Raw genomic sequence first — 19450 nt, forward strand, 5'->3', positions numbered from 1 at the left:
GTCAGCTCCATATCCGGTCCAGAGAAGTCTCCTGGTTCCATTCATCGGTAGATACCCACACATTTTTGCCCTTCATAGGACCATGCTCCCGGATCAGCTCCTCGTTAAGGGACTCAATTCCAAGACCAGGTGCATCAGTCACTGACGTAAAGCCATTCTGTACAATAGGCTTCACCGGCCCTATAATCAGATCCTGCCACCACTCAGAATCAAAGGCGTCATGTTCCTGTACAAAGAAATTCTCGCTGGCAGTGGCCATATGAGCTCCGGCCAGGGCTGATATAGGGCTCTCGCACATATGGAGTGCCATAGACACCCCGTATCTGGCTGCCCTGTCACCAAGCTTCTTAGTCTCCAGGATTCCGCCGGAAGTCAGGAGATCCGGATGCACCACATCCAGGGCGCCTGCCTCAAAAAGCGGTTCAAAGGTCTCCGTTAAGTACATATCCTCTCCCGTTGCAAGGGGAGCTGTCGTGGCGTGCTTTAATTCCTTGTACTGTTCCGTCAGATACCAGGGGAGCATATCCTCCAGCCATGCCAGGTTATATTTTTCAAGCCTTCTTGCAATCTTAATCATATCCGGAAGAGGAAAATGCCCGAAATGGTCAATGGCTAACGGCACTTTCGCACCGATCACCTCCCGCACCCTTCCGATGTATTCATCCAGATGTGCCAGACCCTGTTCCGTCACATGCATATTGGTAAAGGGATGGGAAACCCGGTTAAAATCATACAGGGCCGCATTGGCCGCGGATACTTCAGCCCTGGTGCCGGACCTTGAAACCTTGCGTACTTCTTCTTCCACGGCCCGCAGCTCATTGACCCAGTCTAAGGGACCGCTGTAATTCCCTTCCTGCGCCATGAGAAGCTCCACACTGAGAATTTTCACTGCTGTAAATCCCTGATCCATGTATCCCTTCAGAATCTGCCCCACTCTTTCCGGTTCCATTAAAATGCCGGTGGCCCTTCCTTCCTCAATATGGGTATCTGCATAGAGCCTGACCTTATCCCGGAATCTTCCTCCCAAAAGCTGGTACACAGGAACCCCGTAGGCCTTTCCAACCAGATCCCAAAGAGCCAGTTCAATGGCACACACCCCGGCAGACTGCCTGGACTGGCCGCCGAATTGCTTGATCTTTCGAAAAATACGATCTACCTCACAGGGGTTCTCACCAATGATCCTGCTCTTTAAATATTTTAAATAGGTGGCGCTGGCGCCGTCACGCATTTCCCCGTACCCGCTGATTCCCTGGTTGGTATCAATTCTCACCAGATAACACCCCCATGGAGGAAGATCCACCTTGGTGTATTTTACATCCGTGATCAATAGTTTAGACGGATTGGAGCTCTGCCTCACAAAATTCAGACACTCCTCATAATTTAATTCCGTCTGACTGCTCTTAATATCCATTGTCTGCCTCCTGTCCATTCTGACTCCTATTCACTGTTTCCTGCTGATTCACCTGCTGCCTGCCGGCTTTTGTTAACCTTTTACCGCACCGTCTGCCATACCCTTGACAAAATACCTGTTACATGAAAGAAAAATAAGGAGTACCGGAAAAGCTACAACGGCCGATGCGGCCATGGTGGAGCCCCAGTCTACTGCAAACTCTCCTGCAAACATGTGAATAGCAATGGGAAGTGTTCTTGTCTTAGTCGATGTACTTAAATTCAGCGCAAAAAGGAATTCCTCCCATGCATGGATGTAGGTGTAGATAGCCACGGAAATCAGTCCCGGCTTTGCAATGGGCAGAACCACCTTAAACAGTGCCCCGATTCCCGTACAGCCGTCAATTTTGGCCGCTTCCTCCAATTCCTTTGGAACAGTCTCAAAAAAGGAACTGAGCATGATAACACCCATGGGAATCGTCAGTGCCATATCTGCCATGATCAGTGAAAAATGGGTATCCAAAAGACCTGTTTTTGCAATCAGAAAATACAAAGGGATAATGATTACCACACTGGGAATCATCTGCCCGAACAAAAGTGCAATCTTCAGCACCCCATGTCCCCTGAACTTATACCTGCTTAAACCGTAGCCTGCCAGGATAGAAATGAGCAATGTAACAGCTACCACACTGACTGTAATGATGACACTGTTAACAAAAGCATCAAACATCTTGGAATTCGTAAGTACATTAACATAATTACCGAACGTTGGTGTGTCCGGGATGATCTGGGGAGGAATATCAAACTGTTCAGTAGGAAGCTTGATGGATGTAGACAGCATCCAGATTGCCGGAAACACTGCTGCCATAACTACAAGAAGTAAGATCCCATAGGTACAAATCTGCCAGACAATATTAGTCCTTGTTACAGATTTCTTCATTTTCACCATGTTACTTCCCCTCCTTTTCTCTTGTAAGATAGAGATATACAAGACTTACGAACATCGATAACGCAAATAAGACTGCACTGGCAGCGCTGGCGATACCGAAATCATAATCCATAAATGCCCGTTTATAAATGTACATGGCCATTACTTCCGTCTTATGGGCTGGTCCGCCCTCTGTCATTGCATAAATAAAGGTAAATGCATTCAGGGTCCAGATGATCATTAAAAGGATCGTAGAATAGCAGGTCGCGGCAATGGAAGGCCATGTCACGTTTTTAAAGATGCCAAATACATTTGCTCCGTCAATCACTGCAGCTTCTTTTAAATCCTTGGACACACTTTGTAGGGATGCCTCAATCATCAGCAGGATAAACGGAAACATCTTCCATGTGTTGACTGCAATGACAGACCACATGGCGATCTTGGGATTGGACAGCCATGTCTGGTTCTTTTCAATAATTCCCAGAGTGCTGAAAATGAAATTAATAATACCGTAGTCAGCATTGTACATCCACTTCCATACAGCGGAACCGATGATGCTGGGTGTTACCCATGGGATCATCAGCAGGATTCGAATAAATGTCTTTCCTTTCACAAATGGCTGGTGAAGTATCAAAGCCATGATAAAACCCAGACCAAATTGGAAGAAAACACTTCCAAAGGTCCATACTAATGTATTTTTAACAGAACCCAGGAACACCTTATCCTCAAACAACTTTTTATACTGGGAAATGCCGCTGAAAACAGGTGCTTCCAGGAACAGGGTATTGTTAAAGAATCCCATGACTAACGTATAAAGCAGCGGATATATCATGACAACTGCAACGGTGATCACAGCGGGAAGTACATAGCCGGCCCCTGAACGTTTGATTTTTCTAAGCATACTTTCACCTTTCTCTTTATCAAGCGGATATTCGCACTCCGCGACCCTATTTGCTCATAGCGTCCCCGATAGTGCGGGGGAGGCTCTGCCCCGCTTCACCGGGCTTACTTGATTCGGTTAAAAGAAGGCCCCGCCTGTGAGCGGAGCCTGTCTGCCCCTCTTCGGATTACTCTAATAATTTATTTGCTGCCTGGTCCAGCTGGCCGCATGCTTCTTCAGCGGACATGTCCTCAGACAGCATCAGCTGAAGGTTATCCATGATGGCCTGACGGATGCCTACAATGTTTTCAACGGAGGGAAGTGCATTTGCATACTGCAGGGCATCTGCATTTGGCTTGATGATTTCTTCCGGATAGTCGGTGTAACGGGCCGCTACTTCTGCCGTACCTGTAAAAGTATTTGTATAAATAGCTGCAATATCCGGTCTGCTAAGGAATTTCACAAATTCCCATGCAGCTTCTTTCTCCTTGCTGCTCTCTGCAACCGCTACGGACCAGCCTCCTAAAATGGTGTTCCTCTCCGCACCGTTTGCAGTGGGAACCATGACACAGGCAAAATTCAGATCAGGATTTGCTTTAACAATTTCCGCTAAATCATAAATGCCGCTTAAGTACATTGCAATCTTGCCGCTGGCAAACAGGGTGCGGTTTGCAATGTTGTCATTCTCCAGCAAAGATGCAGGTGCATAAGCTGCCAGATCCTTGTAGAGCTGTGCCGTCTGAATTGCCACATCACTTCCAAAAGCAGATGCGCTGTTGTCAGTATTTAAAATATCACCGCCGGAAGAACGGAGCATGGTTATGTACTGGAATGAAAAATTCGAATAGTTTGTGCCGCAGAGACCATATCCGTACACGTCGCTGCCGGTACATGCAGCTGCCACCTCTTTGACCTCATCCCAGGTTGCAGGGGGTGCGTCATATCCTGCTGCCGCCAAAATGTCCTTGTTATAAAACATGACATAGGTCTCACTGCGGAATGGCAGGCCATAGAGCTTTCCGCCCACAGTGGAGGCATCGTTTGCACCTTTGACAAACTGACTCACATCCAGGGAATCCTTTGCCACGTACTCATCCAATGGTGCCAGCAAACCTGCATTGCCGAATGTAGTAACCCAGTCCAGTGCACAAGACAGGACATCCGGTGCAGTGCCGTTTTTCAGCGCCAGCATATATTTATCATTTGCCAGGTCCGCCTGGAATTCTGCTTCGATCTTAATGTCAGGGTGTTCCTTGTTCCATAAAGCCTCTACCTCCGGCCAAACAGCTTCCTGCCAGTTGCCATCCCAAAATTTAATGGTAACCGGTTCCCCCGAAGCTTCTTTCTTCTGGTCAGACTGGGGTGCCGTACTCTCCGCCTTCTTTTCTCCCTTGGCCGGAGAGCATCCGGCCATAAGCCCCAAGACACAAGCAGCTGCCATAGTCATACTTAATGTTCTCTTAACTACCCTTTTCATGTTTTTCCTCCTCGCTCTTTTTTAACCCTCTTACTATTTTGTTAACGTTTTCATTCTTGATACAACTACATACTAGCAAAAAATTGTGCATTTTGCAAGTGTTTTTTTATAATATATTGTTTTTTTAATAAGTATTTACCATTTTATTTTTATAAACGTTTTCATTTTTAGCCACTATACTGCCTTGAAAGTGATTTTTAGATATGCTATAATGAAAATAGCATAAATATTTTCATAAGAAGGGATTAAAAATGAAAACAATAAAAGATGTGGCAGCTTACTCCGGAGTTTCCTTAACCACTGTATCCCGAGTAGTTAATGGCTCTGATAAAGTCTCGCCCAAGACCAAAGACAAGGTTAATCAAGCCATAAAAGAATTGGGATATTTTCCTAATAACGCTGCCCGTTCACTGGTAAAGAAACAAACAGATTCCATTGCCATTCTTCTGCGTAATATACATGACCCCTTTTTCACCGATCTGATTCGTGGAATTGAGGATGCCTCCGCTCTCCTTGGACGTAATGTCATATTTTGCAGTCCGGGAAAAGACGAAAAAGTCAGGGATCGCTACATCGAATATCTGACAAATGGCATTTCCGATGCCATCATCCTGTATGGCTCTCTTTTTTCCGATAAAGCAATGATTGAACATCTGCAGGAAGTTGGGTTTCCTTTTCTGTTAATTGAAAATAACTTCCAGATGATGCCTGTCAACCAGTTCCTTATTGACAACGTGACCGGCGCCAAGGATGCCGTGAACTATTTAATCCGCCACAATCACAGACGCATTGCCCATGTGATGGGCAATCCTAACAAGAAAGTCATTCTGGAGCGTTTCAGCGGCTATATGGAGACCATGCAGGACAACGGACTGCTGATCCAGGACCATTATATCCAGAATACTCTCAATGACTCCACACTCTCCCTTCCCAATTTCAGGGAGATGATGGCTCATCCGGCTGGTGAGCGGCCTACTGCCATCTTCTGCAGCAATGACAAGATTGCCATGGTGGTAATTAACGAATTGCAGCAGTCTGGTTTTAAAGTGCCTGAAGATGTTTCTGTTGTTGGCTTTGACAATCTGAATACATACGGCTTTTCCTACCGGGGTCCGCGGATCACCAGCATTCAGCAGCCATTGTATCAGATCGGATACGACAGCATCCTGTCCATAGACGGCATCCTTCAAGGCAGCATCACAACCCCAATTAACAAATTCTACCAGACCGCTCTGGAAGAGCATGAGACAGTGTGCTCCTGCCAGGAATAGATTTTAAGTGACTATCAAGGAAGTCGTCATAATTACATTTAAATAATTCATATACTTCCTTCTAAATAAATAAACGAAATAACAGGTTTTGGAATTGTCAAGATTTTCAAACACAGCCAAGGGGATTTTATGGATTTTTCTCTTTCAATGGATTGGATGTCATATGGATTAATGCATGGGAATTGTCAGGTATTTTCCGCATGTTCATGGTGCGTGCAGCAATCAGGGTGTATTTTCACTGACATGACATCTCCCTTTGGAAATTCATATCCACTCATTGATGTATCATCATTGACAATTTCCAAAACCTTAGGCCGCATAACACAGCTGAAAAAATGGCGTGATACCGGCTTTATCATTCAGAAGCTAAGCGGGCCATTCAGATATGTTTCTGCAAGGTTCTTTCTATTTTGTCTGCTCTCTCACCCATTGAATCCGAGGAAAGCTTGTCCCTTTCACTCCCTGATGCTTTCAGGGTTTTATATTCGTCTGATACTCTCCGGTCTTTCAACTTCTTTTCTATCCCCTTCCTACATCCTTCTGCTTTTCACTTGCTGAATGTGGACTAAAAAAGGAACATTTTCAATCTGAGTGAAAATGTCCCTTTTTTGGGTTTACCGTGTTTTGCAGTTATACTAAAATGGTATTAGGCCCATGCTATGTCTTTATGCCGGAAACGGAGAATTGAGAAGGAGCCGCTTCCCCTCATTTTCTACTCCCCTCTATCAGTTACCTGACAATACGATATCCGTTAAATAGTGACAATAACCAGATAAATGATGGGCCACGTCATCATTTCTTACCCTGAATATATGATGCCTGATAAAAGCACCGTACAAAATGGTCTCAGGTGATTTAAAATACATGGCATGCTCCGGAAAGAAGATCCCATCCAACTGCCGGTTCGCCCTTATTTGCAGCACCGTTTTAAACTTGCTGATATCATAGCCTTCCAGCAAATGGTCTTTGCCGCAGGCTTTTATGTTCCTGACCATGGCATCCGCAGCGGAGAGCAGTTCAAGAAAAGTCGCCCAGGTAGTAATTCGGTTCATCATAAAGTCCAGATTGTTGAAAGCATTTTTTAATCCAAATATAAAATACCGGTCTTCAGGCAGAACGGCGGTCAATTCATTGGTGCAATAGGCAAGCCAGTGGTCATAATTGCGCCAATAGTCATGGGCAAAGAAGTACTCGAATGCTTTTTTTACCGAATTCAGCCATAATTCATTTCGGTCTATCGAATATATCCGCATCAGGGCAAAGGCGGCTTCTCCGGAATAATAAACGATTCGAAATCGGTCGGCTACTTCAAGACCTGGAAAACGGATCACATGGGTAAACTGTCCGGTTTCTTCGTCCTGCATATAGCGTATGCCGTTGCCAATTTGTCTGAGTATTTGTAAATATTCATTTTTCTCATTGAAAATTTCAAGATATTTGACAATGGCCAGCACGGTCACACCCAGTCCACCCAGCTTGATCTCATCGTTGTTATCAAATTCTACGACGAATGCGCAGTCGTTAACCGTGTAAATATACTTCCCCATGAGATAAGCAAAGGATTTCCTGATAGGCTCCAGCAGTGTCTCATCCTTTGTTACCAGGTATGTTTCCGCCAGAGAATAGACGCTTAATGCGTGCCGCACCACGTTATAGGATGAGATCTTCTTATTAAAGCAGCTAAAATAGCCATAAATGAACCGGCCGTTGTCCTGTACCGTATTTGCCAAATACCTGGAGCTTTTAAACAGCAGGTCTTTCAGGATTTCCGGTGACAACACGGAGATTTTTCTCCTGGCGGTGCTCAGCTCGGCTTCCTCCAGTTCAAAAAATTCTTCCTCATCATAAAAATAGCTCTTTGTTTCAAAAATAACCACATCATTCAGGACAGAGTCTCCTAACACAAGGGACTGTCCACGAACTGACTTTAAATAATGATTAACATTTCCCCAATTAATTTCCGCTATTGCTTTTGTCGAGTCCGTATCAACAGAAATTCCGGCAAGCTCCAACGTATCCGTACTTGGCTTTGGTTTATTTCTTTCCTGCTCTGTATATTTCAGCAGACATGCTCCGTTCACTTCCTGATGCAAAAAAGCAATATTATACAGTTCATCAAAGGCTATACCGTATTTAAAATAATATCTTTTTATGGTTGAGGCAAGTTCCAGAAATTCAAATCTGGTCAGCCGTTTTTCCATTACCACAAAATCCGCTTTTAGCCAAGGCGGATTCTGGTTTTTTGATTTAATATGTTTTACTGCCCTATCCTGGGCCATCTTGAACGCAGTATTTTTGCTGTTTCCAATTCCCGTAAAGACAACAGCTCTTTCTGACTGATAGCCGACGGATATAAAGCATTTTACTTTCCCGTTCCGTTCGCTTACAGAAAGCTCCTCCAGCTTATTCTGAAACATGAGCATTTTTTCTTTTACCATTTTTATATCAGCAGTTTCGTTTGAACCGTTCATTTTATCTCCCCATTGTTTCTCAACTTTCCATGCTTTCATAAAAGGCTTGATAAAGGCCAATGAGCTTTATCTCGTCAACCTTTATCAAGTCAGCACACTTATAATATTATCGACATGGATGGTCCGGAACAAGTGACATTATTTGAAGATCACTTTATATCCGTTCTACGTTTCTTTTTTCCCAATCCCAGGCCAAGCCCTATAGAGGAAAGCAGAGCCAAAAAGCCATCTCTGGGCAAATCACTTTTGTTATAACCGGTCTTAGGCATAGAATCCCACGCTCCTGAAGCTGTCGGCACTCTTTCTCCCGGAACTCCTATAACAGACTCTGTGGTATATTCCGGATCGATAACTCCCATTGGTACATTATCATCTGGCAGCACTTCTACAACCTCTATACCTGGACCGCCGGAACTTCCAGAACTACCGGAGCCGCCGGGACCACCGGAGCTGCTGGAACCGCCGGAGTTGCTGGAACCGCCGGAGTTGCTGGAACCGCCGTCTGAGTCGGAGTCAGCATCTGAGTCCGCATCGGCATCGGCGTCGGCATCTGAATCCGCATCAGCATCTGAGTCTGCATCGGCATCAGCATCAGCATCTGAGTCGGCATCCGCATCAGCATCAGCATCTGAGTCGGCATCCGCATCCGCGTCAGCATCTGAGTCGGCATCGGCGTCCGCGTCTGAGTCAGCGTCCGCATCTGAATCCGCATCTGAATCGGCGTCTGCATCTGAATCCGCATCTGCATCTGCGTCTGCATCGGCATCCGCATCTGAATCAGCATCGGCGTCTGCGTCCGCATCAGCGTCTGAGTCAGCATCTGAATCGGCGTCCGCATCAGCATCAGCATCTGAGTCAGCGTCCGCATCCGAGTCCGCATCGGCATCTGAGTCTGCGTCTGCATCTGCGTCCGCATCAGCATCTGAGTCGGCATCCGCATCCGCGTCTGCATCAGAATCCGCATCGGCGTCTGCATCTGAGTCTGCATCAGCATCGGCGTCTGCATCGGCGTCTGCATCCGCATCTGAGTCGGCGTCCGCATCGGCGTCAGCATCAGCATCTGAGTCGGCATCAGCATCCGCATCAGCATCTGAGTCGGCATCGGCGTCTGCATCTGAGTCCGCGTCTGCATCTGAGTCGGCATCAGCATCGGCGTCGGCATCCGCATCGGCATCCGCATCCGCGTCGGCATCCGCATCCGCGTCGGCATCCGCATCGGCGTCCGCATCGGCATCCGCATCTGCATCAGCATCCGCGTCTGAGTCCGCATCGGCATCTGCATCCGAGTCCGCATCTGAATCTGCGTCGGCATCTGCATCTGCGTCGGCATCAGAATCCGCATCGGCGTCGGCGTCTGAGTCTGAGTCTGCATCTGAGTCCGCATCGGCATCGGCGTCCGCGTCTGAGTCTGCATCCGCATCTGAGTCTGCATCTGCATCTGCATCGGCATCAGCATCTGCATCTGAGTCGGCATCTGCATCCGCATCTGCATCGGCGTCCGCATCTGCATCGGCGTCAGCATCGGCGTCTGCATCTGAGTCCGCATCTGAATCCGCATCGGCGTCTGCATCCGCATCTGAGTCCGCATCGGCATCTGAGTCTGCGTCCGCATCAGAATCTGCATCGGCATCCGCATCTGCATCCGCGTCAGCATCTGCGTCGGCATCGGAGTCTGCGTCAGCATCTGCATCGGCGTCGGCATCTGAGTCTGCATCCGCGTCAGCATCTGCATCGGCATCAGCATCTGCATCTGCGTCAGCATCGGCGTCGGCATCAGAATCCGCATCGGCGTCAGCATCTGAGTCCGCGTCCGCGTCTGAGTCTGCATCTGCATCTGCATCCGCATCGGCGTCTGCATCTGAGTCCGCATCGGCGTCAGCGTCTGCGTCTGCATCTGCATCGGCATCTGAGTCGGCATCTGCATCTGAGTCTGCATCTGCATCTGCATCTGCGTCAGCATCAGCATCAGCATCTGCATCTGAATCTGCATCCGCATCGGCGTCGGCATCACTATCTGCATCCGAATCGGCGTCCGCATCCGCATCAGCATCTGAATCCGCATCTGAATCTGCGTCTGCATCAGCATCCGAGTCCGCATCTGCGTCCGCATCACTATCTGCATCCGCGTCAGCATCTGCATCTGCATCTGCATCGGCGTCGGCGTCGGCATCTGCATCTGCATCTGCATCAGCATCTGAATCCGCGTCAGCATCGGCATCTGCGTCTGCGTCGGCATCCGCGTCAGCATCTGCATCCGCGTCAGCATCAGCGTCGGCGTCTGCATCGGCATCTGAATCAGCATCAGCATCAGCATCGGCATCTGAGTCAGCATCACCATCGGCATCAGCATCTGCATCGGCGTCGGCATCTGAGTCCGCATCCGCATCTGCATCTGCGTCGGCATCCGCATCGGCGTCGGCATCCGCATCCGCATCAGCGTCGGCATCGGAGTCTGCATCTGCATCGGCATCAGCATCTGAGTCGGCATCGGCATCCGCATCGGCGTCCGCGTCAGCATCGGCATCCGCATCGGCATCTGCATCGGCGTCCGCATCGGCATCCGCATCGGCGTCCGCATCGGCATCGGCGTCGGCATCTGAGTCTGCATCCGCGTCAGCATCCGCATCGGCGTCCGCATCTGAGTCAGCATCAGCGTCGGCATCTGCGTCCGCATCGGCATCCGCGTCTGAGTCGGCATCTGCATCAGCATCGGCATCTGCGTCCGCATCGGCATCTGCATCTGCGTCGGCATCTGCATCGGCATCTGAATCAGCGTCAGCATCGGCGTCTGCATCTGAGTCGGCATCTGCATCCGCATCCGCATCTGCATCTGCATCGGCGTCCGCATCTGCATCTGCATCGGCGTCCGCATCTGCATCGGCATCGGCATCGGCGTCCGCATCGGCGTCCGCATCGGCATCCGCGTCTGCGTCGGCATCAGAATCCGCATCTGAGTCAGCGTCAGCATCCGCATCTGAGTCGGCATCCGCATCGGCGTCCGCATCTGAGTCCGCATCGGCATCCGCGTCGGCATCAGCATCAGCATCGGCATCCGCGTCAGCATCTGAGTCGGCATCAGCGTCGGCATCTGAATCTGCATCCGCATCCGCATCGGCATCTGCATCCGCGTCTGCATCGGCGTCTGCATCTGCATCCGCGTCTGCATCGGCGTCAGCGTCAGCATCTGAATCCGCATCTGAATCTGCGTCTGCGTCTGCATCCGAGTCCGCATCTGCGTCAGCATCTGCATCCGCGTCAGCATCGGCATCTGAGTCTGCGTCGGCATCCGCGTCAGCATCTGCATCGGCATCTGCATCCGCGTCTGAGTCCGCATCGGCATCGGCATCTGCGTCGGCATCTGCATCTGCATCTGCGTCGGCATCTGCATCGGCATCTGAGTCAGCGTCAGCATCGGCGTCAGCATCTGAGTCGGCATCTGCATCCGCATCCGCATCTGCATCTGCGTCGGCGTCCGCATCTGCATCTGCATCTGCATCGGCGTCCGCATCTGCATCGGCATCGGCGTCCGCATCTGCATCGGCATCGGCATCGGCGTCCGCATCGGCGTCCGCATCGGCGTCCGCATCTGCATCCGCGTCTGCGTCGGCATCAGAATCCGCATCTGAGTCAGCGTCAGCATCCGCATCTGAGTCGGCATCCGCATCGGCGTCCGCATCTGAGTCCGCATCGGCATCCGCGTCGGCATCAGCATCAGCATCGGCATCCGCGTCAGCATCTGAGTCGGCATCAGCGTCGGCATCTGAATCTGCATCCGCGTCTGAGTCCGCATCGGCATCTGCATCCGCGTCTGCATCGGCGTCTGCATCTGCATCCGCGTCAGCGTCAGCATCTGAATCCGCATCTGAATCTGCGTCAGCATCCGAGTCCGCATCTGCGTCAGCATCTGCATCTGAGTCTGCGTCGGCATCCGCGTCAGCATCGGCATCCGCGTCAGCATCAGCGTCGGCATCAGCGTCGGCATCCGCATCAGAATCCGCATCGGCATCTGAGTCAGCATCACCATCGGCATCAGCATCGGCATCCCCTTCACCTATTTTAATAGGATCGTTCTGCGAATAAATGATCGCGGAACCGCTTTCGTTATCGTATAAGGCTAGGGTAACGTTTAATCGTCCGTTTTCATTCTTTATACTTGTAGTTTCCCAGCCATCAAAATGTTCAATCAGGTAATTTTCATTGTATGTTTCACTTACAATTTCACCTTCCCCATTAACGATGATTGTAGCAATGGAAACACCTTCGTGTTCAAAGGTGAATTGGTAAAGACTATCTGCTTCCTCATAATCCTCACTGAAAAGAAGCTTTGGAGAAGCGGAACGTTGCACTTCCATATCTACTGCATCTGTATCCGCCTCAATCTCTTCATTTTCCGAAAGAATGCCAGCTTCGAAGTCAAAGGCTTCAGAGTTTGCATAATCCTCTTCATCCATTTCCAGCGTTATCTCGCTATGGTCCTCGATCTGATATGTAGAATCCTGACTATGTATCATTTCAATCTGGGTGAGTGCATTTTTATGTGGGGCTCTTCCCAGATATGCCGCAGTTACTGTCAGATGCGACCTGCTGATTACTACCGTACAAACGGTAAAGGCAGATATGACCCGAGCTATATGCTTCAGTCTGGCTCTTGCCCGTTTTTCATTTAAAATGCGCTCATAAGGCTTTCTTTTTGATCTTTTTCTCACTTTTATTCCTCCTGCAAGCCGTAACCCTATTTAATAGTTTCCGGTTACATGCACGCCACTGTTAATTTCGCTTTGATCCGGCACTTCTTCGTTGACCACTACCTGAAAAGTAATGGTTTTAGACTGTCCGGGAACCAGCAGCCCCAGATATATCGTCACTGAATGGCTATCCTCATCATACATATATTGTTCTTCCCCCTGCCCGATATCAGCCGGCGTGCCGTCAATCTCAAGTGTCCCATCGGTAAAGGATACATATTGGTGCAGCGCATCTATCGCGACGACATCTTTCCAGGTAAGAGTGGACGCATCTGTGTTTTCTATTGTAATGGTAAACAGCAGGGTATCTCCGGGGCGCACTGTCGATTTGCCATTTAGGTTTTCCCAATTTTTTTCAATCGACGGCAGCAAATTCCGCACTGCTACAACGGTATTGGCCGGACCGCTTACCAACTTTCCAGCTTCCTTTTGTGTCCCTGTCAGGGTATCTCCCACATAAAGCGATTCGCCGCTGGGTACAGCAATATACCATTTGCCCTGGGAATCGACCTCAGTCACATTTATAGCGCCGCTGGGAAACGTCACCGTAACCTCAGATCCGGGAATCCCTGTACCCGATACCCGTTTGTCCGTGGTGTATACAATGTTGATAACAGGACGTCTAGAGACATTCTGAACCTCTGGTGTAAAACCACAAAAATCAAAGTACGGATAGGTTTCACCTTCAACGATGTTCCAAATATTTCCAAAGTCCCATCCAACGAAGGTCTCCTGCTTCATCATCTCTTCCGTTCCGCGTCCTTGAGGCGGTATCCCGGACGGACTTCCGGCAGAGCCATGGCTCGCAGAAACATTGGCCCGGTCGCTGTCATAGTAGTTGGTACCTGTAAATGTAACGCCAGAATGTCCTGTAAAGGCACCCAACTCACTCCCTGAAATGCCTGACACTGTTCCGGTAGAATAAGAGTTCAGGACAGTCTGTCCAGAAGAAGCGGTTCCGGAAAAATAGCCTACCAGACCTCCAACGCTTAACTTACCCGACACGTCACCCCGGGCATAGCTGTTGCTTACCTTGGAATAAAGAGATTCACCGATCAAACCACCGACAACATTTCCCTTTGCAGTTACGTTGCCATAGGCGCTGCACTGTTCAACCGTTGACGCATTATTGATGGAGCCTGCATGCAATTGTCCTAACAGACCACCGGCATAATTACCGTTGCTGGATACATCTCCCAATGCATTGCACCGGGTTAGTGAGGACTGGGCATAGGCAATCCCGGCAAAACCGCCGGCTACTTGCCCTCTCACTGCCGCCACATTCCCCGTAGAACAAGCGTTAGTGACTGTCACGGAGTTCAGTTCTCCAGCAAAGCCTCCGACATAGTTTCCATAGTCTGCAAAAACATCGGCCGTTGCATAGCAATATGATATATCAGCTTTTTCATAGGCCGTACCGATAAAACCTCCGGCATAAGAGGCAGCCGCTCTAACAGTTTCAAATTCCGCATTACACCGGGAAATTGTGGATTGCTCATACATAGCGCCGATAAAACCGCCGGCATAAGAAGACCTTGCATAAATGCTCCCTCCCGCTGCACTGCTGTCTGTGATCACAGACTGTCCATGTATAGCACCGGCCAAGCCGCCAACGTAGGAGTTGCCCTCCGCACGTACATCAACAGTTTTACAGCCTGTGATCTTTGTCTTATAGGCCACGCCAATAATTCCGCCGGAATAGTTTCCGCTTGTATAAGTTGTCACGTTCATCACGGTACAGTTAATCACTTTTCCATCAGGCCCGTCTGATTTTCCAACGATTCCACCTGCATATCCGCCTCCGGTAACCTTAATTGGCCCGCCGGAAACAGTGCAGTTTTCTATGACCGTAGCGCCCGTAGCCTTACCAACAATGCCACCGACTTCATAGGCACCGGAAATGCCTTTGGCGTCAAGCTCAACAATAAGATTTTGAATTGTGGCGTTGTTTGCCGTGGAAAACAAACCTTTATAGGCGCCGCCGCTATTGTGCCACAAGCCAGTGATTTTATGGCTGTCTCCATCAAATTTTCCGCTGAACGGGCCTATGCTTGCCCAGCCATTACTTTTGTCTGCCAGGTAGGATGTCAAATCGATGTCATTTGCCAACCGATAGTTTCCGCTTAAATTATTGCTTACATTAACTAAATCCTCTGCTGTGTAGATCATGGTAACTGAAGCTTCCGCCCGGGCAATCATTTGACTGCCCAGAACAGCCGACATTACTACTACCAAGGCCAACAGCATATAGATCTTTTTCAAAAGGGTTCTTCCATAAATTTTCATTAACGCCTGCTCCTTTTTTTTAAATTCGGAAAAACGCTGTGCTGCATTTATACGCATTCCGCTTCATTTGCCGCTCCTCATATCAAGAGATCATTTTTCTTTATGTTTTTTGTGAATGGACAATCAGCCCATCCAATTCATCAAGTCGTTTTTTAGTCAACCCGCTTTTTCTTCTTGAAAAGACTGCAGAATTTTGCATTGGACAGATGATACCCATCGCATCCGCCGCCTTATTTACGGGTGAGACCTTATCCTTCCGCTGTGCCATGCAGAGAATGATTCTCAAAACATAGTCCGTGATAATTTGAAACTTCATGACCTCCCACCATAACATAAAGGAATGGGATAGTCAGTTATCTTTTCACCTCCTTACTTAAGCAAAACTTTACAAGAAAGGTATAATATAGAAATAAGTCGTATGGTTGATAAAAGTAACGAATTATAGGTTTAATGTTCTGAATAAACCCACCTCATAATCTAGTACATATCTTCGACATGAAAGATCGCATGAAAGAGAATCTGGAGCTCTGAAACTTAACAGGAATCGACAGCCGAAAAGAACAGGGTATGTTCTGAAACATACCCTGTTCTTTCGAGTCAATGTTTATTAGGTAAATATATGCAAGATTATAAAAATTTGAGGTATCCTATGCTCCATTCAGCGCAACTTGTAATTCATTAAATTTCGTCTCCTCTGTCCTTTTCATCAAGATGGTCAGACGAAGGAAACGCCGCAGGAAAAATGTATAGAGGTAATCGGCTATTCGTAAACCTCTTCACCGGGCAAGTGTGGGTACTGGATTACGTCAGCACATATTTCTTCTTTAATATCATGTCTATTACCTATACTATATCTTTCCTGTGAAAATGACATATTTCCTACCTCCATATTTTTACACTATAAGCACTATAAAAGGCACTGGATTATAATTCTCCAATGCCTTCTGACTGATTACAATATTCTTCTCTTTATTACTCTTTATTCTTTTCTGGTTCAATTTTTATAGTTGGCAACCGATTAATCTGTTTGAACAAGTAAGTTTCCCCATCTATCACAATTGTAAATGTCTGATTTTCCCCATTATACAGTATTTTAGTATTATTAAATTTGGAACTATTGATAAAGTGCTCATTATCCGAGCCTTTTGAATAAGTGCCTTTATCTGTTTCATCATAGTTATAATAATAAAATGTATAATTATTATCTAAATCAAAAACCATTGATGTGAATGGAAGTTTATCAGATGTGTATGTTCCCTGCAATACTGAAAATCCCTTCAATGATTTCTTATAATTAAGAAAAATACCAACTGCACATATAATCAAAAAAACAAGAAGTCCGAACAATATTTTTTTATGTGTTTTCATTTTATTTTACTTTTACCACTTCTAAATAGTTTCTCGTTGGCACTTTTGCATACTCATTTCCAACATATTCCCATTTTCCATTCCCTGCAATAGGTTTCCTATATTTATCATATTTAGTAACTGTTATATCTTTATAAATCAATAATTTGACGGCTGTATTTACATATGGCGACTGAATCCACGTACCTGAAGTACCCGTTTTCCCCGGACTAACACTCATACTAAAAACACCATAACCAACACTGAATGATACTGTAGTCTCATTTCCGCCATCCGACCAGTAAAATCCGCCTTTCGATGCAAAAACAGTACCATTAGCAGGCTGGTTTGCGGCGTAACCTATTTTAGTCTTTGTAGCTACATTAGTTCCTACTTTTTCTAATTTATATTCATATGACGGCGAGCGCAATCTGTTCAAGTTCAACATTATTTGATCTTTGGCAGCCTGCTCAGACTTATTAATTACGTCTTGAGGAATATCTATAATTACCGTATCAACAATTGTTTCATCGACTTCGACCTTATCATATGTGCTATAACTTTCTGCTGCAAAAGAAGTCACCGCACCTCCTAGCGCCATGGTAACTGACAATAAAACGCCACACAATACTTTTCTTTTTCTCATAAATAAACTCTCCCTTTTTTATATTTGTTAACAATCTAATTATATGTTTATTTATATAATTTAGAACAATTTATAAGCTATTTCTATTAAACTAAATTTTGCTTATAATCTTCATTTACCGGCAATAATTCCACACAATAAAATCTCCCTTATCAACAAATTTTCTTATAATAAAATTATACTCTTTTATTTTCTTTAAATTGTAGAAACTGTCCCTCATATGGAGTCCGGGAAGCAATGAATAATGTGGAATAATCAGGAGACATTACGTCACCCTCCATGGGACATCAATCCAGCCTTCCCGCTTCAAATTATCTAAATAACGAATTAAATTTTTTTGCTTCTTTACGAAGCTTTTCGCAATTATCAAAGTCTGCAATCGACTCTTCTACTTTATCTATATAGCTTTTAAGAATTATTTTCATTCACACCCGCCTTATTTTTCAACTTCATTATCTCCTCCAAAATCAATTTAAACCTCATCTTCTCCGGCGGTTGCAGTTATATCAATACTTACAAGTTCCAGCAGTTTTTTTGATATATCCATTAATCCCACTATTTTTTCCATGAATCTTAGATTTTATTAAATTGTTATGACGACCTCTTTCTATTCACCCATCCACATACTTCTTTCAAGTTTAATTTCAACAATATCCTTTTCACTTAATTCATTTGTTAGCAGCTCTCTGCAATCACAATATACTGATTCGTTTTATCTTCAATTCTGAAATTACAATTCCACTGATTAAAAAATTCTTTACTTTTACTTTCATGTTACCACCCCATCAAACTCAAATTTTATCAGTAATTTTCTTTAGTAATATCGCACTTCCTTTAATTCTATGTTCAAGAAATCCTTCATTTTCCATGATGGGTGCTATTGCTGAAGCATGTCGAGGAGTTAAATTCTTAATATTATTAGATGTATATTCGCCCAGTCCTCCATGCGTAGGTTTTGTCATGCTCGCACCAAGCGGATACCATGTATCTGATCTCACAAGTAAATTGTTGAGAATATCATTAAAAGCTGCATAAGAAACCTCAAAGTTTGTTTCTCCCCAAGAAACGGTATATTCAGATTCTCCTTTTGTGTATTGTACTAAATTCTTGCCACCTGTAAAAGTTTCTACTTTTATCTTATTCATATCAACACCTCCATTATACTATTTTGGCAATACAAAAGCCACCAGATCTTTAGCATTTAGTAGCCTTCAACGATATATGACGCTCATATTATTTGTAGTGTCCGTTTCGTATTCTATTTTGCATTTCCTTTTATGAATATTTATTGGAATCTCTCATAATTCCATCTAAATCTCTTGTGTTCTCAGCCGGTGTGTTTGGTGTCGTGCTTTCTTTTGCCCATAAAATTATCCCTACAAGTAATCCTAATAATGCTATAGCTCCCATGATATACCTCTATCTTACTCTTATAATTACAGCTTTTTCAATTATTTGACATATCTTTTTACATTTCTCATATAATTTATTTGTAGGCTCACGCCAGAACCGAGAATAGACCAAAGGAGACGTTCCATGATAAAAGTTAATCATTTTTCTGATCTATCTCTTCAGGATCAGTATATTTTGATCGATCACATCTTTTTTAACTATAAGATGATTCCAAGCATTAACTATCAACAGACTGCTTATGGTCTGAAGGCGTGCTTCAACCGCTTTACTGGGGTTAATATTGGGCACCAAATTACTTCACAATGCTTTATGGAAGCCATGGTTAAAGCAGGTTACAGAGCGATTCCTGCTAAAAAAGATGTTATACCTAATTGGTATTTTAATGTTGGCAGGGTTTAATTAATACCTCATTGACTCATCTCATTTTGCACTCCAAAAGTTATGGAGTGCATTCTACGTAAAAAGCAATGACACTTTCAATCTGTGTTCCGTCAAATTTCAGTTTTTACCGCAATAAAAAACTACCAGCTCAACACTGATAGTTAGTGTTTTTCTATTCATATTCAGTACATTATTGGATATGCATTACACCGATAG

The 19450-nt window shown here is 45.9% G+C and carries 15 protein-coding genes; 2 read left to right on the top strand and 13 right to left on the bottom strand.

Features of this window, described 5'->3' with window-relative positions; genetic code table 11:
* Position 1: 1 nt before the first annotated feature.
* The 4 genes from K401_RS0101165 to K401_RS0101180 form a co-directional block, all read right to left on the bottom strand.
* Positions 2 to 1411 carry a mandelate racemase/muconate lactonizing enzyme family protein gene (locus K401_RS0101165; RefSeq protein WP_024291248.1) on the bottom strand — a complete coding sequence of 470 codons (1410 nt, stop codon included), beginning with the start codon at positions 1409 to 1411 and terminating at the stop codon, positions 2 to 4.
* A gap of 72 nt (positions 1412 to 1483) precedes the next feature.
* Positions 1484 to 2338, bottom strand: coding sequence for a carbohydrate ABC transporter permease (locus K401_RS0101170; protein ID WP_024291249.1), 855 nt, complete (start codon positions 2336 to 2338; stop codon positions 1484 to 1486).
* Position 2339: 1 nt separating this feature from the next.
* Positions 2340 to 3218 carry a carbohydrate ABC transporter permease gene (locus K401_RS0101175; protein WP_024291250.1) on the bottom strand — a complete coding sequence of 293 codons (879 nt, stop codon included), beginning with the start codon at positions 3216 to 3218 and terminating at the stop codon, positions 2340 to 2342.
* Positions 3219 to 3384: 166 nt separating this feature from the next.
* The gene (locus tag K401_RS0101180) at positions 3385 to 4674 is read right to left on the bottom strand and encodes an ABC transporter substrate-binding protein (RefSeq protein WP_024291251.1); all 1290 of its coding nucleotides are present in this window, start codon (positions 4672 to 4674) and stop codon (positions 3385 to 3387) included.
* A 251-nt stretch (positions 4675 to 4925) separates the two neighbouring features.
* Between K401_RS0101180 and K401_RS0101185 the strand changes: the two genes are divergently transcribed.
* Positions 4926 to 5945 carry a LacI family DNA-binding transcriptional regulator gene (locus K401_RS0101185; protein ID WP_024291252.1) on the top strand — a complete coding sequence of 340 codons (1020 nt, stop codon included), beginning with the start codon at positions 4926 to 4928 and terminating at the stop codon, positions 5943 to 5945.
* 725 nt (positions 5946 to 6670) lie between these two features.
* On the opposite strand, the gene K401_RS0101190 is transcribed toward K401_RS0101185, so the two are convergent.
* The 9 genes from K401_RS0101190 to K401_RS33815 form a co-directional block, all read right to left on the bottom strand.
* Positions 6671 to 8416 (bottom strand): glycoside hydrolase family protein, encoded by a 1746-nt coding sequence (locus tag K401_RS0101190; RefSeq protein WP_024291253.1) that lies wholly within the window; start codon positions 8414 to 8416, stop codon positions 6671 to 6673.
* A gap of 149 nt (positions 8417 to 8565) precedes the next feature.
* The gene (locus K401_RS33120) at positions 8566 to 8799 is read right to left on the bottom strand and encodes a hypothetical protein (RefSeq protein ID WP_166435245.1); all 234 of its coding nucleotides are present in this window, start codon (positions 8797 to 8799) and stop codon (positions 8566 to 8568) included.
* Between the two features lie 11 nt (positions 8800 to 8810).
* Entirely contained in the window at positions 8811 to 11636 is a 2826-nt protein-coding gene (locus K401_RS33355; protein ID WP_207641452.1) for a polyadenylate binding domain-containing protein, read from the bottom strand.
* A gap of 1516 nt (positions 11637 to 13152) precedes the next feature.
* A complete protein-coding gene (locus K401_RS0101200; RefSeq protein ID WP_166435251.1) occupies positions 13153 to 15447 on the bottom strand; it encodes a GLUG motif-containing protein in 2295 nt (764 codons plus the stop codon).
* Positions 15448 to 15547: 100 nt separating this feature from the next.
* Positions 15548 to 15763, bottom strand: a complete 216-nt coding sequence (locus K401_RS0101205; protein ID WP_156945238.1) for a hypothetical protein — start codon at positions 15761 to 15763, stop codon at positions 15548 to 15550.
* A 656-nt stretch (positions 15764 to 16419) separates the two neighbouring features.
* Positions 16420 to 16815 (bottom strand): hypothetical protein, encoded by a 396-nt coding sequence (locus K401_RS0101215; protein WP_024291257.1) that lies wholly within the window; start codon positions 16813 to 16815, stop codon positions 16420 to 16422.
* Between the two features lies 1 nt (position 16816).
* Entirely contained in the window at positions 16817 to 17440 is a 624-nt protein-coding gene (locus K401_RS0101220; protein ID WP_024291258.1) for a hypothetical protein, read from the bottom strand.
* A 791-nt stretch (positions 17441 to 18231) separates the two neighbouring features.
* Positions 18232 to 18585, bottom strand: a complete 354-nt coding sequence (locus K401_RS0101240) for a hypothetical protein (protein ID WP_024291259.1) — start codon at positions 18583 to 18585, stop codon at positions 18232 to 18234.
* 130 nt (positions 18586 to 18715) lie between these two features.
* A complete protein-coding gene (locus K401_RS33815; RefSeq protein ID WP_278245760.1) occupies positions 18716 to 18850 on the bottom strand; it encodes a hypothetical protein in 135 nt (44 codons plus the stop codon).
* Between the two features lie 126 nt (positions 18851 to 18976).
* On the opposite strand from K401_RS33815, the gene K401_RS0101245 reads away from it, so the two are divergent.
* Positions 18977 to 19252 carry a hypothetical protein gene (locus K401_RS0101245; protein WP_024291260.1) on the top strand — a complete coding sequence of 92 codons (276 nt, stop codon included), beginning with the start codon at positions 18977 to 18979 and terminating at the stop codon, positions 19250 to 19252.
* The last annotated feature ends 198 nt before the right edge of the window (positions 19253 to 19450 follow it).

Origin of the sequence: Lacrimispora indolis DSM 755 (assembly GCF_000526995.1) — a bacterium.
In the GTDB taxonomy this organism is placed as follows: domain Bacteria; phylum Bacillota; class Clostridia; order Lachnospirales; family Lachnospiraceae; genus Lacrimispora; species Lacrimispora indolis.